Source organism: Myxococcus qinghaiensis, from assembly GCF_024198215.1.
Taxonomy (GTDB): domain Bacteria; phylum Myxococcota; class Myxococcia; order Myxococcales; family Myxococcaceae; genus Myxococcus; species Myxococcus qinghaiensis.
The window spans coordinates 404,160-419,663 of the sequence record NZ_JAKCFA010000003.1; the positions used below are offsets into that span (position 1 = coordinate 404,160).

Here is a 15,504-nt window from a genome sequence, read left to right on the forward strand (position 1 = left end):
CTAGACGCCCTCTTCACGAAGCAGGTCCAGGTAAACCTCTTCCAGCGGACGTTGCGCCGGCACCGCGCTGTGCACGCGCGCGCCCGCGCCCACCAGGCACGCCAGCACGTCGGGCGCGTGAGACTCGTCCTCCAGCATGACGCGCAGCCGCATCCCCTCCGCCAGCACGTTGGGCGCGAAGGGCAGCGCCGCCAGCGCGACGCGGAAGCGCTCCGCCTCACCGTCCACCCGCACGTCCAGCGCCTGTCCGGAGCGCCGCAGCTCCCGCACCGGCCCCATCAGGAGCAGCCGCCGCTTCACCACCGCGACGCGCTCACACAGCCGCTCCACCTCCGCCAGGTTGTGCGAGCAGAGGACAATCGTGCGCCCCTCCGACGCCAGCTCCGCCACCGCGTCGCGCACCGTGCGCGCGGACTCCGGGTCCAGGCCGCTGGTGGGCTCGTCCAGGAAGATGACGCTCGGGTCGTGCACCAGCGTGCGGACGATGGCGAGCTTCTGGCGCATGCCCTTGGAGAAGCCGCCCACGGGCTCCTCCTCGCGGCCGCCCAGCCCGAAGCGCTCCAGGTAGTGCTGCGTGCGTGGCCAGGCCTTGGACTCGTCCAGCTCATGCAGCTTCATGAAGAAGCGCAGGTTCTCCCGAGCGGTGAGCCGCTCATAGAGGCCGGGCTGTTCGGTGAGCAGGCCCACCACCTTGCGCAGCCCCTCGCCGTCGCGGTCCACGCGGTGGCCCCACACCACGGCCTCGCCCTCGGTGGGACTCAACAGGCCGGTGAGCATGCGCACCGTCGTCGTCTTCCCGGCGCCGTTGGGGCCGAGCAGACCGAACACCTCGCCGGGCCGCACGTGGAAGGTGAGCCCCTCCACGGCGACGCGCTCGCCGAAGCGCTTGCCCAGTCCCCGGACGTCGATGCCACTCAATCGATGGTCACCAGGACGAACTTGTTGTTGATGTCCTTGTCCACCGGGGTGACGACCTTGTCCGAGCCCACCGCGCTGCGCAGCGAGTTGAGCATCTTCTGCTCGGCGAGCACCCACTCGCGACCGGGCCGCGCGACGAGCGTGCGCAGCTTCGCGTTGTAGTCACCGCTGCGGTACTGCTCCACGGTGTTGCTGGAGTAGAGCGTCTCGCCGCGCCAGTTCATCAGGTACGCGACGATGGGCTCGCCCTCCTGACGCTGCGAGTAGTAGCGCCAGAAGAGGTCGCGCTGAGTCCAGTGGTGGGACAGGTCCACCCAGTGGTTCCAGTTGAACCAGAGGGCGAAGCCGGCGGCCAGCATCCAGAAGGTGCCGAACAGCATCACCCGCGCCCGCATCAGCGTGGCCACGACGGCCATGGCCCCCGCCACCGCGAAGACGAAGCCCAGCGCGCCCTTGATGTTGACGGGCTCCGACAGTGAGCGCAGCAGCGAGTCGTCCCCCGCGGGGTTCTTGAAGCCGCGCACCGCCAGCACCACGCCCGCCAGCGCGAGCACCGCGGCCAGGGCCTGGAGCGACACGCGGCCTTCCGTGTTCGGACGCAAGGACTGCCACCCGAGGAAGCCGCCCACCACCGCCACCGCCACGCCCACCAGCCCCGTCGCGGACACCTTCGCGCCGGACGCCACCGCGGTCAGCGTGGCTACGCCCGCCAGCAGCATGAGCAGCGCCACCGCGCGCGAGCCCGGCGTCACCTTCTCCCGCGACTTGGGCGAGAAGGCCTCGAACGACAGGTAGACGCCGAAGGCGAGCAGCACCAGCGTGACGAGGTCGCCGGTCCACAGCGCGCGAGAGAAGAACGCGATGGGCTTGGTGACCAGGTCCTGCGGATAGGGCCGGTCGTAGTTGTAGACGAACAGGTCGGTGAAGTTCTTCGGGTTCTCCGCCAGGTCCTTGCCGACGAGCACGAAGAGGACCAGGCCGAAGATGAGGCTCACCGCGTGCGCGGAGATGCCCTCTTCCCACAGCCGGTCGATGAAGAGCGCGATGAGGACCGCGAGGCCGGGCAGGACGGGGAAGACGTAGTGGTGGAACTTGGTGGCGCTGGAGGCCAGGAGCCAGAAGGAGAAGGCCACCCACACGACGGCGATGATGGCCAGGTGGTCCGCCTTCTTCTCCGAGCGCAGCTTCAGCTTCGCGACGATGGCGAAGGCGCCGGGCAGCAGGGCCACCCAGGGGAAGATGCCGAAGCCGCCCTGCTCGATGAAGTAGATGAACGTGCCACCCGGCGTGGTGGTGTGCACGCCCGCGGTGAGGCGGTTGAGGTGGTCGTGGACGAAGAAGCGGTACCAGAAGAGCTTGCCCTCGTCGTCCACGCTCTTGAAGAGGGACATCACCACGTACCAGGGCGCGGCCACCGCGAAGAAGACGAGGATGCCCGTGCCCAGGTGCATCTTGTGCATCTGCGCCCACAGCACCGGCATGGGCTGGCGGCCCTCGCGCACGTCCTTGCGGAAGCCACCGTCCGTCAGCCAGCGCAGGTGCGCATCCAGGCTCGGCCCGTCCCAGGGCATGACGGCCAGGCCCGCGTAGATGACGAGGATGACGGCGGGAAGGCCCACGCCCAGCAGGCCCTTGGCCAGCGTGGACAGGCCCGCGAAGAAATAGAAGCCGTACCACCACGCGGCGCGGTGCTTCGTCGCGTCATCCAGCTGGCCGATGAGCGCGCACGCCATCGCGCAGACGAACGTGGTGACGAAGGGCGTGTCCGTCACCGTCTGCCGGGTGAGCAGGAAGTACAGCGGCATGGTGGCCAGCACGAAGCCGGTGGCCAGGCCCGCGCGGCGGTTCACCACGCGTGAGACGGCCAGGGACAGGAGCGTCACGGCGGTGATGCTCAGCGCCACGAAGGGCACGCGCATGCCCCACTCGGTGTACAGCCCGAGCTGGCCTCCCGAGCGCACCGTGCCCACCACCTGCATGCCCAGCGCCTGCATCCACATGGTCAGCGGCGGCTTGGAGAAGAACCACGCGTTCTCCCAGAAGGGATACAGGTAGTCGCGGCGGACGATCATCATCCGCGCCACTTCGCCGTAGTGGGTCTCCCAGCAGTCCCAGAGCCCCACCGCGCCCAGGTAGGGGAGGAAGAGCAGCCCCGCGAAGAAGGCCGTGGACAACACCGTCCGAGTCGTCGCGGAGAGCGCGAGCCACCGCTGCATCCACCGCGCGGAGAAGGTCTCCTTGCCGAGAATGGCCTCGGCGAAGGTCTGCTCTCGCTGCTGCTCCTGCTGTTCGCCGTCGCTCGCCACGGGTGAAGGGCTCCTTGAGTCGTTTCGGGCGGTTGCCTGCGCACCACGGGCAGGACGCGGCCTTATATCCCCGCCACCCCCGCCGGTCGACCTCCTCTGGAGGCACAGCGTGAGGCAGCGTGCGCGCCATTGTGCAGGAGCCTGCACGGAGGTGGGAGGCCCACATGGAGAGAGCCCGCTGGGGAAGCGGGGGCACGGGCCTTGTATTGCCCGCCCCCGTCCAGTTTCGGAGGCTCCATGCTCGTATCAGCGGTGACGTTGGGTTGTGCCCTGCTCCTGGGGCAGGTCGAGGGCGGTCCGCCCGCTGAGGTCGCCCCCGTTGAGGACGCCCGCGTTGAGGTCGCTGCTCCCCTCCTCCAGCCACCCGCGGTCCCGCTGCCCTTCCAGGACGCGGAGCGCCCCGTGTTGTGCCTCACGTTGCCGCCCACGCAGGCCGTGCCCTCGGGCTTGTGGCGCGCGCAGTGCGACTTCGAGCAGCGGAGGTGTCTCGTCACTCCAGGCTACGAGCTCGATGCCGACGGCCAGGAGACGGAGCGCTTCCTGGAGCGGGTCCGCGCTTGCGTCCCGGAGGAGAGCGCGCCCGTCCCGAACGCGGAGCTGCTCACGTATCGGCTGGAGCCGTCCATCGCCGACGCGCCGCCGGGTTGGTACCGCGATGAGCGCGGTCGGGTGATGCAGTTCAACTTCGACTTGCACCGGCGCGTCTGGTTGGGCGGCGCGTGGAGCCCGCTGTGGCCCGGTGACGAGGCGCGCGAGGACCGCGTGCGCCTGGACTTCGGCATCGCGCTGGAGGTGGCCGAGCGCAAGCGGCTGCATCGGCTGCACTTCCTGGAGACGGAGCTGTCGCTCGGAGAGCCCTCCATCGACTTCACGATGATGCGCTACGACTTCAGCGTCGAGCGCGATGAGCCGCTCTTCCGGGTGACGACCTTCTTCGGCGAGCCGCGACGCCACGACATCAGCATCAACCTGGGCGTGTGGCTGGAGGCGCTGCATGTGGAGGACCTGGAGCGCGGAGAGGTGCGAGGCGGGTTCCTCACCTGGGGCACCCTGCACGCCACCCTGGACCTGTGGCACTCACGCGACATGGTGTCGTACGTGCGAGTGCGCGCGGGTCCCTCCGCGGAGCGCGACTATGAGAACGACATCACCACGCTGGTGCCCGGCGCGGCGCTCGAAGGCAACCTGACGCTGGACAGGGATGGGTTCCACCATTTGCGCTTCGGCGTGGAGGCGGAGAAGGTCCTCCTGTCGCGCGCGGTGGAGGGCCGTCCGCTCAGGCCCGAGCGGCTCAGGCTCTCCGCGGGCTACGAGCTCATCCTGCTGGCCATCAACGACCAGCCGCTGAGCCTGGTCGCGGATGCGCGCGGGACGTGGCGCAATGACATTGCCTTCCTGCCGGAGCGCTGGGAGTGGTCCGCCTCCGCGGGCCTGCGCTTCTCGCTGTGGGCCCCCGCGCGCCGCTCCGCGCCCATGGCCGAAAAGGCCCGGGATTGACCGTGCTCGCGCTTGGACTCGCATTGCTCCTGGCCTCGGCGCCAAGCGCGGGCCCTCCGTCATCGGACCCGTGTCTCCCCACGGACGCAGGGGGCGAGCAGTTCCCCACCTGCTTCGACCCGGGAGACGGCTGGGTGCTGGGCACGGGCGCGACGGTGCGCGACGGCGTGGGGGGCCTGACGCTGCACTCGAGCGTGCGCATCCGCACCGGGCGCACCAGCCGCAGCAAGGGCACGCCCTGGTTCAACAACCACCGACTCCTCGGCGTGGACCTCTGGGATGGAGAGCGGCGCGGCTGGGGCTTCACTGCTTATGACGGACTGCTGCGTCGCCATTTGGAGGAAGGCTTTATCCTGATTCCCACCGCGCGCCCGGTGCGCATCCCCTTCCCGTTCGACGTGACGGTGGCGCTGCGCGCGGCGAGCCTGGAGCGGCGCGAGTGGGAAGGCTCGGGGTGGACCTTGGAGACGGGACGCATGGGGCTCCTCATCGACCCGCTGCGCTCGGAGACGGGGCGCGCTTGGCTCGGCTTCGGCCCGGTGGCGAGCCACACGCTGCGCCGCGTGGGAGAAACCACCGAGCACGCGCTGTCGCCCTTCACCTCGCTGATGTTCGACCTGAGTCTGGAGAGCGATGATGGACTGTGGGCGCTGCGGGCGTCGGGGCTCGCGGGGTGGACCTTCGGGCTCGAGGGCGGCACGGACTTCCGCGCCCGCGCCGACGCCTCGCTGGAGCGCGTGTTCCTCGCCGTGGCGGACCAGCCCGTGGCGCTGCGACTCTCCGGAGGCTACGTCCTGGGTGACGCGGGCCTCATGCGCCGTGACGAGTGGACGCTCGGCGTGGGCCTCGTGGTGCGGGCCTTCAGCGCGCGATGGTGAGTCCGCCGGGCCCAAAGCCCCAAGCTCCATGCCTGGAGGTTTCCTGATATCGAGGCACCGTCAGCCGGGGGGCTCCAGGGCGTCGCTGGGGAGCCCTGGCCCTCGCCGGTGGCGAGGAAGGAGGTGTCGTCATGGAGAGAAAGCTCGTCTCGATTCAGCGCATCGACCACCTGGAGGACATCCCCGGAGCCGACAACATCCTGAAGGCACGGGTGATGGGCTGGGACGTGGTGGTGAAGAAGGGCGAGTTCGCCCCCGGTGATGCGTGCGTCTTTTTCGAAATCGACAGCCAGCTCCCCGAGGGCGCCCCCTGGGCGGAGTTCCTCAGGGCCCGGAGCTTTCGCGTGAAGACCGCGCGACTGAGGGGCGTGCTGTCCCAGGGACTCGCGCTGCCCACGTCCATCCTGGAGGGCGAAGTGCCTCCCGAGGGCACGGACGTGCGCGACAGCCTGGGCGTCGTGAAGTACGAGCCGACGCCGCCCGAGGGCAGCGACGTGGCCGGGCCCTTCCCGGGTGAAGTGCCGAAGACGGATGAAATCCGCCTGCAGTCGGCGCTCGCCGTGCTGGACGAGCTTCGGGGCCACGACTTCTTCGTGACGACGAAGATGGACGGCACCTCCGCGACGTTCTTCAGGCCGCTCGACGGCCCGCTGGTGGCGTGCTCCCGGAACTGGTCGCTGCGACCCGGAACGAGCCGGGCGTGGACCGTGGCGAAGCGGTACTCGCTGGACACCGCGCTGCCTCCGGGCTTCGCCATCCAGGGGGAGTTGTGCGGCCCCGGCATCCAGAAGAACCGCCTGGGGCTCACCGAGGTGGACCTGTTCGTGTTCAGCGTCCACGACACCCGGACGGGCCAGTTCCTGGGCCACGAGGACTTCATCGCGTTCTGCGCGAAGCATGGGCTGCGCACGGTGCCGGTGGAGCACGTCGTCACGGGCGAGGCCGCCCGGACGTTCGACCACGGCCTTGAGCACTACTTGAAGCTCGCCCAGGGGCTCTACCCGGGCACGAAGAACCGCAAGGAGGGCATCGTCATCCGGCCGCTCGTCGAGCGGCACTCGCCCACGCTGAGCGGCAGGCTGTCGTTCAAGGTCATCAACAACGACTTCCTCCTCAAGGATGAGGACTGAAGCCTCGGAGCCAACGCGTCAGCGCGGCGTTGGACCCGAGGTCTCCTGGTGCACGGAGGACGGAGACGCCTCAAGCACCGTCCTCAACGCGGCCTCGGCGGCCCGCAGGCGCGCATCCTGCGGGTCCACGCGCCGCGCTTCTTCCAAGCGCTCCAGCGCCCGAGGCAGCGCACCCCGGGCCAGTTCGCACCGCACTCCCGCCTCCAGCGCTCCTGTATCCGACGGGCCGTAGACCTGGGCCTCGTCCGCCGCGTGACACCCTTCCTCCACGCGCCCCGTGTCGAGCAGCGCGCGCGCCAGCTCCACCCGAGCGCCCACGTGCGCGGGTGACAGGCGCACCGCCTCCGCGAGCGGTGTGACGGCCTCGCGCGACAACCCCAGCCGTCGCAGCACCGCGCCCAGCTCCCTCTGCGGCCCGGGCGCGCCGGGCGACAACAGCGCCCGACCTCGCGCCTCGCGCAGCACCGAGGGCTCGTCGAACCGCAGCTCCGCCACCATCCGTCCCACGACGTCCTGATAGGCGGGCCACTGCGCGGGCCACGTGAAGACGAGGCGGTAGACCCACTCCCCCCGAGGCACGAAGAAGGCGAGCAGATGGCGCCCTCCATCAGGCCCCTCCAGTTGTGCGCGCAGCCGCTGCGCGACACGCCCACCCACCAGCGTTCGCGAGGGCCCCTGCACCGACAGCGTCCGGCCCTCGGGCCCGGGCACTCCCAGCGGCAGCGTCTCCTCATGGAAGTGCCGTGCCTGCGCCAGGCCATCCACCGCCTCACCGGCCTCGATGGCCTCCGCGGAGAACGTGGCGCGCCCCAGTCCCGGCAACCCATTGGAGAACGTGCGCCGCCCCTGTCCGTCCACTTCGCCGCGCCAGCCTTCGGGCAGCGCCACCGCGACACCGAAGCCGTCATCCCGCTCCACGCGCCAGCCGGAGCGCTCCATCACCACCAGCGCCGCCACGAGCAGCGCCGCGCCCACTCCCACCAGCGGCCTCACCACGCCCGACCGCACGGAGCGCTCCGACTCGCGTGGCTCCAGGAACGCTCCCGTCAGCAACCCAGCCACCAGTCCACCCAGGTGCCCGGCGTTGTCCACGCCCACCGAAGTCCAGCCCAACCAGAGGAACACGAGCACTGTTGGAATCGAGCTCTCTCCGGATAGCCACCGCACACGGAAACCCGAGCGAGAGCGGTGACGCCGGCCCAATACGAGCAACGCGCCCATGCATCCATAGACGAGCCCAGAGGCACCCACGCTCACCGCGCCAGACCAGGCAAGCGAGCTCGCCATCGTGGTCAGCGCGGTGGAGATCAACAGCGCGACATAGTCGACGCGTCGGCAGGCCCGCTCCAGCGCCGTGCCCGCCGCCACCAGCACGGTGACGTTGAGCGCCAGGTGCAGCGCGTCCCGGTGCAGCAGGTTGGCAGACAAGAGCCGCCAGACCTGCCCCGCCTCCAGCACCAGCGGGCCCGCCTTGGCGCCCCAGCGCACCAACGCATCCACGTCGACAGGACCCAGGGCGGCGAGGACCCCGTGGACAGCCACCAGGAGGCCCGCGACGGCCAGGGTGACCCAGGGAAATGAACGAGCGCTCCCTTGGTCGGCCGATTGACCGATGGACAACAACCCCGGCTCCCCGCCCTCCTGGGGAGAAAGCCCTGTCATTTGAGGGGGATGCATGACTTGTGCGTTGAAAGGCCGTTCTGCTATGACTGTACGCGGATCGGACCCGTGCTGAAGCTCATCATCGAAGACGACGAGGGGCGCAAGACCGTTGTTCCCTTCGTGCGCGACGAGATCACCATCGGACGTCAGGAGGGAAACACCATCCGCCTGACCGAACGTAACGTGTCTCGACGTCACGCACGACTGGTGCGGTTGAACGGCCATGTCGTGGTGGAGGACCTGGGTAGCTATAACGGCACCCGGATCAACGGCGAGCGTATCGCGGGTCAGTCGCCCCTCAGTGAGGGCGACCTGATCCAGATCGGCGACTACGACCTGGCTCTCCAGGCCGAAGGCGCCGCCAATGCCGTAGGCCCCATCACCACCAAGGTACCTACACGCCGGCAGGAGGCCGAGCCCGAGGAGCCTGACCGCTCGGAGAGCGAGGAGGAGGCACCTGGAGACGGCGACGAGCACGACCACACGCCCCCGTCCCAAGCCTCCGCGGACAAGCGCCGCAACTCGACCTCCATCATCCGGTTGGATCATGTGGAGGCCGACCGGCCCCGGAAGCTGGAGGACATCGATAGCAAGGATGCGCCCCGGCTGATGGTGCTGACCCCGGACGAGCTGCGGGGTCAGGAGTTCGCGTGCATCCGGACGGAGCTGCGGATCGGGCGGACGGACGACAACGACATCACGTTGGACCATCGCTCGCTGTCGCGGACCCACGCCAAGCTGGTGCGTGAGGCGACGGGTGAGTGGCGCGTCATCGACATGCAGTCCGCCAATGGGATGACGGTCAACGGCGAGAGCTACGCCCAGGCCACCCTGAACAGCGGCGACATCGTCGAGCTGGGCCACGTGAAGCTGCGCTTCCTGGCCGCCGGGGATGCCGGCGACGGCGATGACTCCGACGCTCCCGCCAGCGAAGGCGGCATGTCGAAGATGCCGCTGGTGGCCGGGCTCATCGCCCTGCTGCTGGGTGGTGGTGGCGTCGCGTTCTGGATGTCCAAGCAGCAGGGACTGGGCACGGTCACTCCGAATCCTCCGACGGAGCCAGTGGCCATTCAGCAGCCCCCGCCCGAGAATCCGCCCGCGCCTCCCGTGCAGCCGCCTGACGAGAACAAGGTTCCGACGACGGCGCAGACCGGGACGCCTGAGGTTCCCGGGACCGAGACGCCTCCTTCGAATCCGCCCGAGCCTCCGAAGCCGACCTTCGAGCAGCACATGGCTGCCGCCGAGGCGGCGTTCAAGGCCCAAGACCTCAATGCGGCCACAGCAGCGCTGGAGCAGACCCGCGACGCTGCCGGAAATCTCCCTCCCAAGGCGCAGAAGTTCTTGGACATCGTGACCGCCGAGGAGGCCGTCGAAGGCCACCTCAAAGTGGCCAAGGAAGCTCTGGACTCCGGCAAGCCCGAGGGTGCGGTGGCACCACTCGAAGCGAGCGCGAAGACCAAGCTCTATGCGGAGAGGCATGCGTCGCTGACGCGTCAGCTCAACGCGAAGCTGAAGGAAATCGAGGACGCGAAGACGGCGGCGAAGCCTCCTCCAGAAGTGGTGCAGACTTCTGCCAAGGAAGCTGCTGCGGCGGCGGCCGCCGCCGAGCTCGATTCGCAGACCACCGAGCGCATCATCGAAGCTCGCGGACTGATTAAAATTCAGAAATACCAGGAAGCCCTGGCGGTTGCCGAGAAGTGCGCGAGTGCAGACCCGAAGAACGCCGAGTGCCAACTCGTGTTGGGCGTCGCCAAAGCGCGGCTCGATCGGGTTGACGAAGGGGCGAAGCACTACCGGAAGTTCCTGAACCTGGCCCCGCCAGATCACCCTTCTCGTAAGGGCGTTCAAGACCTCTTGGACCAGTACGAAGGCGCGAAGAGGAAGAACCAGGGAGGCTGAACCATCCCCCATCGGCTGTGCGTGCTCGCCCCCCCTCCCCGAGCCCCAGCACGACGAAGTTCACCTGCAGCGAGGAGACGCTGTGCAGATTCGCATCCTGGTGGTTGATGACGAGCAGGACAACTGCGACTACCTCAAGCTGGTGCTGACCCGCGAAGGCTACGAGGTCGTGACCACGACGGACCCCACCCAGACGGTGGAGATCCTCCGCGGTTCCGATTTCCACCTCGTCATCCTCGACATGATGATGCCGCAGATGTCGGGGACCGAGGTGCTGGAGCTGATCCGCAAGTACGATACGGACGTTGCCGTCATCGTCGCCACCGCGTACCCCACGGTGGATACGGCGGTCGCTTCGCTCAAGGCCCAGGCTTCCGACTACGTCAAGAAGCCCATGGAGCCGGAGCAGTTCATCACCGCGGTCCGCAACGCCCTTCAGAAGAAGGGCTTGTCCCAGGACCCGGAGGCGGACCTGCACCGCGCCATCGGTCGCACCATCCGCGACGCGCGCAAGACGCAAGAGCTCACCCTCAAGCAGCTCGCGCGACGCACCGGCTTGTCCGTGTCACTGCTGTCCCAGATTGAGCGCGCGGAGTCCTCCGCGTCCATCTCGTCGCTCTACAAGATTGCCTCGGCGCTGCAGCTGCGCATGGGCGAGCTGTTCGGCGACACCTGAAGCCCCGACACCGCCTCGCCGGCCGCGTGACTAGCGGCCGGTGAAGCGGGGCGGACGCTTCTCCAGGAAGGCCGCACGCCCTTCCTTCGCATCCTCGCTACCAAACGCCGTCGCGCGAAGCGCTCTGAGCCTCGCCTGCTCCGCGTCACCCAATGGCGCCCGCGACAGCAACCCGAACGACTCCTTCATCCCCGACACCGCGCCAGGCGCATGCCCCGCCAGCGTCGCGCACAGCGCGAAGGCACGCGTCTCCGCGTCCTCCTCGCACACGTCGAGCAGTCCCCAGTCCAGCGCCTCACGCGCATCCAGCTTGCGCGCCGTGAGGAAGAGCTGCTTCGCCCGGGACAGCCCCACCAGTCGCGTCGCCCGAGCCAGGCCTTCCGGCGAGTAGACGATGCCCAGCTTCGCCGGGGGCATCAGGAAGACGGTGTCCGGCGCGCCCACCCGGAAGTCGCACGAGGCCGCTAAATCGAAGCCCGCGCCCACCGCCGCGCCCTGCACCAGCGCCACGCTGGGCACCGGGTGGTGCTCCAGCTTGAGCAGGCACTCCACCAGCGCGTCATCCGGCAGGCGCCCATCCGCACCCGGTGGCCCCAGGTGCGTCAAGTCATAGCCCGCGCAGAAGGTGCCGCCCGCGCCCCGCACCAGCAGCACCCGTACGTGCGCTGCGGGCTCCAGCGCCGCGTCCAACCGGGCCAGCATCGCGTCATTCAGCGCGTTGCGCCGGGCCGGGTTGGACAGCGTCAACACCCGTACGCCGCCCTCGCGGTCCTCCACCTCCACCGAGGGCTCCACCACGACTAGCCGAGCACCACGAGGACATCACCCTCGTTGACGGACTGAGCCTCCTTGCACCGAATCTCCTTCACGGTGCCGGCCTCGGTCGTCTCCACCGGCATCTCCATCTTCATGGACTCGAGGATGACCAGCGTGTCGCCCTCTTTGACTTGCTGGCCGACCTGCACCTCGATCTTCCACACGGTGCCAGTGATATGCGCCGCAACGTCCGCCATGAGTCCGTTCCTCCGCAGGGGTGTGATGAAGCAGGAGCCTGCCACTACGCCGGCTTGGCGTGATGCTCCAGGAAATGCGTATCCAGCTCGCCGGCCTTGAAGGCCGCATCCTGAACGATTCGCAGGTGGAGCGGGATGTTCGTCTTGATGCCTTCGATGCGGAACGACTGGAGCGCCGTCACCGAGCGCTCAATCGCCTCCGCGCGCGTGGCGCCAGAGATGATGAGCTTGGCGATGAGCGGGTCGTAGTTCGGCGTGACGGTGTTGCCCTCGGCATAGCCGGCGTCCAACCGCACGCCCTCGCCCGTGGGGGGCTGGAACACCTTCAGCGGCCCGGGCGACGGGAAGAACTTCACCGGGTCCTCCGCGTAGATGCGGAACTCCAGCGCCGCCCCGCGCCGCACCACGTCCTCCTGCTTCACCGTGAGGTGCTCGCCCGCGGCGATGCGCAGCTGCCAGCCGATGAGGTCCAGCCCCGTGGTCAGCTCCGTCACCGGGTGCTCCACCTGGAGCCGCGCGTTCATCTCGATGAAGTAGACCTGTCCGTCCGAGTACAGGAACTCCACCGTGCCCGCGTTCGCGTAGCCGAACGTCTTCGCCGCCGTGACCGCCGCCGTGAAGAGCTTCTGGGACAGCTCCGCGTTCTTCCCGTCCGCGAACAGCACGGACGGCGCCTCCTCCACCACCTTCTGGTGGCGCCGCTGGATGGAGCACTCGCGCTCCAGGCAGTGGATGAGGTGGCCGTGGTGGTCCCCCAGAATCTGCACCTCGATGTGGCGAGGCGCCGGGAAGTAGCGCTCCAGGTACACGCCCTCACGGCCGAAGGCGGACTTCGCCCGGTCCGTGCACTGGCGGAACACCTTCTCCAGCTCCGCGGGGTTGTTCGCCGCCGCCATCCCGATGCCGCCGCCGCCGCCCGCAGCCTTGCACAACACCGGGTAGCCGATGCGCTCCGCCTCGGCCAGCGCGGTGGCCACATCCGGCACCAGGCCCTCGCTGCCAGGCACCACCGGGACGCCCGCCGCGGACACCAGCTTGCGCGCCTGGCTCTTGTCCTTCATCCGCGCCATGGCCTCCGGCGGCGGACCCACGAAGATGAGCCCCGCGTCCTTGCACGCCTGGGCGAAGTCTCCGTTTTCGGACAGAAACCCGTAGCCGGGGTGCACGGCCTGGGCGCCCGTCTTCTTCGCGGCCTCCAGAATCGCCGGGATGCTCAGGTAGCTGTCCTTCGCTGCGGCGGGGCCGATGCGCACGGCCTCGTCCGCTTCCTTCACGAACGGCAGCTCCGCGTCCGGGTCCGAGTACACGGCGACCGTCTTGAGCCCCATCTGCCGGGCCGCGGCGCCAATCCGACGCGCGATTTCACCCCGGTTGGCGATGAGCAACTTCTGGAACATGGCACATGCCCTCGTGTGCGGAAGGGCGGCGAACCTAACCCCCGCCCCCCTCCCTGACAAGGGCGCGAGCAGGCGTGCAACAGGTCCCTACAGTCCAGTAAATTTGCGGCTCTACAAAGGCATGACGTACCTTGCCACACCGTGAAGCCCACCTCTTCCTCAGGCACCGGCGTTGGCGTGGTCGACCTCCATGGCGCTCGCCGCGCGCGTCGGTTGGACCTCTACCGGACCCGCCAGTCGGACCGCGTCCGCACCGTCCGAGGCACGCTCGAAGCCCTCACCCAGAGCGGCACGCTGTTCACCCAGGAAGGCACGCGCCGAGGGCTGTCGCTCCTCAAGGCGCTCCAGCTGCTGCAGCGCGCCAGTGCCCGGCTGGAGGAGCTGGCCGGTGGCGGCGTGATTCCGGCGCCCCGCAAGCAGGAGCGCATCGACGCGCTGTACGAGGAGCTGGATACGCTCTTCACCCGCGCGGACAAGCTGGCCGGCCGCGATGAAGCCAGCGTGGCGCGGTTGCCCGCCCGCTAAAGCCTCCTCGCCGCCCCGCTGCTGCTACGGGAGCTCGGTCTGCCCCTGGCGGCGCAGGAAGGTGGGGATGTCGAACTGGTCCTCATCCAACGGGAGCGCGGAGTCCTTCACCACGGCCGTCCGGTTGCTGACGGACTTGCTGTTGTCCACCGTCGACATCGGACGGGAGGCGCCGCTCTTCGCGGGGACCAGGCTGGCCACTTCCTCGCGCGCGTTGTGGCTGTGGATGAGCACCGACTGCTGCGCGGGCCTGGCCAGGGGGACCTGAACCACCGGCGTCACCGTGCGCACCTTGGGCGCGTCGCGGTGCACGAAGCCCGTGGCGATGATGGTGATCTTCACCTCATCCTGAATGTTGTCGTCGATGAGCGAGCCGAAGATGATCTCCGCCTCGCTGTCCGCCGCGTCGTGGACCAGGGTCAACGCCTCGTTGACCTCCTGGAGCGTCATGTCCCGGCCGCCGGTGATGTTGATGAGCAGGCCCGTGGCGCCGTCGATGGAGACGTCCTCCAGCAGCGGGCTGGAGATGGCCTGCTGCATGGCGGTGAGCGCGCGCTTGTCGCCGGACGAGTGGCCCGTGCCCATGAGCGCCAGGCCCTTGTCGCTCATGATGGTCTTCACGTCGGCGAAGTCGACGTTGATGTAGCCGTGGTACTGGATGAGGTCGCTGATGCCCTGCACGGCATTCAGCAGCACCTCGTCGGCGCGCTTGAAGGTCTCCAGCAGCGGCATCGGCTCGTTGGAGAGCGACAGCAGGCGCTGGTTCGGAATGGTGATGAGCGTGTCCACCGCGGCCTTGAGCTCGACGATGCCCTGCTCGGCCTGCTTGCGGCGCTTGTTGCCCTCGAAGAGGAAGGGCTTGGTGACGACGCCCACCGTGAGGCAACCCAGGCTCTTGGCGATGTCGGCGATGATGGGCGCCGCGCCCGTGCCGGTGCCGCCGCCCATGCCCGCCGTGACGAAGACCATGTCGGCGCCCTCGAGCACCGCGGCAATCTGGTCTCGAGACTCGAGCGCGGCCTCGCGACCCATCTCCGGGTTGGCGCCGGCGCCCAGGCCCTTGGTCAGCGTCTGGCCCAGCTGCAGCCGCGTGGGCGCCTTGCTGGCGGCCAGCGCCTGGATATCGGTGTTGGCGGCGATGAAGTCCACGCGGTCCAGCTTGGACAGAATCATCGTGTTGACCGCGTTGCAGCCGGCCCCACCCGCCCCGACGACCCGAATCTTGGCGGCCTGCTTGTTCTGATCGAACTGGTCCATGGCGGTCCTTTCGGCAGGCGTCGCGCGGTGCAGCGCGCAAGCCTCCAACCTCCGCAATCATCAGCAAGTCCGGATCTTTGGCAAGTATTCCGCTACGCACATGTAGCGGGATGGCACGGCGCCGAGTCCTGACGCGGACTTACGCAGCAGCCCCGAAAGCAAGCAGCGCGGCGTGGCGGGTCCACTTCGCCCCTTGACTCGCGCCGGACGGCGCACCCTGGCAGGTCTCTCCGCGTCGCCGCCACCCCTTTCCCCCCTGTTCCACGACACACGTGGAAGGTCTTCACGGAGCGTCACGCGCCTCCGACTCCCGGTGGCGGACGGCCCTCGCGCAAAAAACCGAGGG

The 15,504-nt window shown here is 68.8% G+C and carries 13 protein-coding genes; 6 read left to right on the forward strand and 7 right to left on the reverse strand.

Translation table 11 applies throughout. The annotated features are described in order from the left end of the window. Together LZ199_RS06730 and LZ199_RS06735 are read right to left on the reverse strand one after the other, a co-directional pair. The gene (locus LZ199_RS06730; RefSeq protein WP_253992816.1) at nucleotides 1-918 is read right to left on the reverse strand and encodes an ABC transporter ATP-binding protein; all 918 of its coding nucleotides are present in this window, start codon (nucleotides 916-918) and stop codon (nucleotides 1-3) included. Beyond that, nucleotides 915-3,224 carry an ArnT family glycosyltransferase gene (locus tag LZ199_RS06735; RefSeq protein WP_253992817.1) on the reverse strand — a complete coding sequence of 770 codons (2,310 nt, stop codon included), beginning with the start codon at nucleotides 3,222-3,224 and terminating at the stop codon, nucleotides 915-917. Before LZ199_RS06735 ends, LZ199_RS06730 begins: the two co-directional genes overlap by 4 nt. Nucleotides 3,225-3,461: 237 nt before the next feature. Between LZ199_RS06735 and LZ199_RS06740 the strand changes: the two genes are divergently transcribed. From LZ199_RS06740 to LZ199_RS06750, 3 genes are all read left to right on the forward strand, one after another. Then, nucleotides 3,462-4,721 (forward strand): hypothetical protein, encoded by a 1,260-nt coding sequence (locus LZ199_RS06740; RefSeq protein WP_253992818.1) that lies wholly within the window; start codon nucleotides 3,462-3,464, stop codon nucleotides 4,719-4,721. Between the two features lie 2 nt (nucleotides 4,722-4,723). Continuing rightward, entirely contained in the window at nucleotides 4,724-5,599 is an 876-nt protein-coding gene (locus tag LZ199_RS06745) for a hypothetical protein (RefSeq protein ID WP_253992819.1), read from the forward strand. Nucleotides 5,600-5,730: 131 nt separating this feature from the next. Continuing rightward, nucleotides 5,731-6,729, forward strand: coding sequence for an RNA ligase family protein (locus LZ199_RS06750; RefSeq protein WP_253992820.1), 999 nt, complete (start codon nucleotides 5,731-5,733; stop codon nucleotides 6,727-6,729). A gap of 18 nt (nucleotides 6,730-6,747) precedes the next feature. On the opposite strand, the gene LZ199_RS06755 is transcribed toward LZ199_RS06750, so the two are convergent. Further along, nucleotides 6,748-8,406, reverse strand: coding sequence for a rhomboid family intramembrane serine protease (locus LZ199_RS06755; protein ID WP_253992821.1), 1,659 nt, complete (start codon nucleotides 8,404-8,406; stop codon nucleotides 6,748-6,750). Between the two features lie 51 nt (nucleotides 8,407-8,457). Between LZ199_RS06755 and LZ199_RS06760 the strand changes: the two genes are divergently transcribed. Beyond that, nucleotides 8,458-10,290, forward strand: coding sequence for an FHA domain-containing protein (locus LZ199_RS06760; protein WP_253992822.1), 1,833 nt, complete (start codon nucleotides 8,458-8,460; stop codon nucleotides 10,288-10,290). An 82-nt stretch (nucleotides 10,291-10,372) separates the two neighbouring features. After that, on the forward strand, nucleotides 10,373-10,966 hold the full coding sequence (locus LZ199_RS06765) for a response regulator (protein ID WP_141648350.1): 594 nt from the start codon (nucleotides 10,373-10,375) through the stop codon (nucleotides 10,964-10,966). A gap of 30 nt (nucleotides 10,967-10,996) precedes the next feature. Here the strand turns inward: LZ199_RS06765 and LZ199_RS06770 are convergent, their stop codons facing one another. From LZ199_RS06770 to LZ199_RS06780, 3 genes are read right to left on the reverse strand one after another with little or no spacing between them, the layout of a single operon-like run. Then, complete coding sequence (locus tag LZ199_RS06770) at nucleotides 10,997-11,761, reverse strand: enoyl-CoA hydratase/isomerase family protein (protein WP_323389335.1); 765 nt, start codon at nucleotides 11,759-11,761, stop codon at nucleotides 10,997-10,999. Between the two features lie 5 nt (nucleotides 11,762-11,766). Further along, on the reverse strand, nucleotides 11,767-11,979 hold the full coding sequence (locus tag LZ199_RS06775; protein WP_141648351.1) for a biotin/lipoyl-binding carrier protein: 213 nt from the start codon (nucleotides 11,977-11,979) through the stop codon (nucleotides 11,767-11,769). A 44-nt stretch (nucleotides 11,980-12,023) separates the two neighbouring features. After that, a complete protein-coding gene (locus LZ199_RS06780; RefSeq protein ID WP_253992824.1) occupies nucleotides 12,024-13,376 on the reverse strand; it encodes an acetyl-CoA carboxylase biotin carboxylase subunit in 1,353 nt (450 codons plus the stop codon). Between the two features lie 141 nt (nucleotides 13,377-13,517). On the opposite strand from LZ199_RS06780, the gene LZ199_RS06785 reads away from it, so the two are divergent. Next, nucleotides 13,518-13,901 carry a hypothetical protein gene (locus LZ199_RS06785; protein ID WP_253992825.1) on the forward strand — a complete coding sequence of 128 codons (384 nt, stop codon included), beginning with the start codon at nucleotides 13,518-13,520 and terminating at the stop codon, nucleotides 13,899-13,901. 24 nt (nucleotides 13,902-13,925) lie between these two features. Here the strand turns inward: LZ199_RS06785 and ftsZ are convergent, their stop codons facing one another. Then, the gene (gene ftsZ, locus LZ199_RS06790; RefSeq protein WP_253992826.1) at nucleotides 13,926-15,158 is read right to left on the reverse strand and encodes a cell division protein FtsZ; all 1,233 of its coding nucleotides are present in this window, start codon (nucleotides 15,156-15,158) and stop codon (nucleotides 13,926-13,928) included. Nucleotides 15,159-15,504: the final 346 nt, after the last annotated feature.

What these genes read in the sequence shown, in the direction of transcription:
- ftsZ (WP_253992826.1), bottom strand. Translation starts at nt 15,158, where the DNA reads ATGGACCAGTTCGATCAGAACAAGCAGGCCGCCAAGATTCGGGTCGTC.
- LZ199_RS06740 (WP_253992818.1), top strand. Translation starts at nt 3,462, where the DNA reads ATGCTCGTATCAGCGGTGACGTTGGGTTGTGCCCTGCTCCTGGGGCAG.
- LZ199_RS06780 (WP_253992824.1), bottom strand. Translation starts at nt 13,376, where the DNA reads ATGTTCCAGAAGTTGCTCATCGCCAACCGGGGTGAAATCGCGCGTCGG.
- LZ199_RS06755 (WP_253992821.1), bottom strand. Translation starts at nt 8,406, where the DNA reads ATGCATCCCCCTCAAATGACAGGGCTTTCTCCCCAGGAGGGCGGGGAG.
- LZ199_RS06750 (WP_253992820.1), top strand. Translation starts at nt 5,731, where the DNA reads ATGGAGAGAAAGCTCGTCTCGATTCAGCGCATCGACCACCTGGAGGAC.
- LZ199_RS06775 (WP_141648351.1), bottom strand. Translation starts at nt 11,979, where the DNA reads ATGGCGGACGTTGCGGCGCATATCACTGGCACCGTGTGGAAGATCGAG.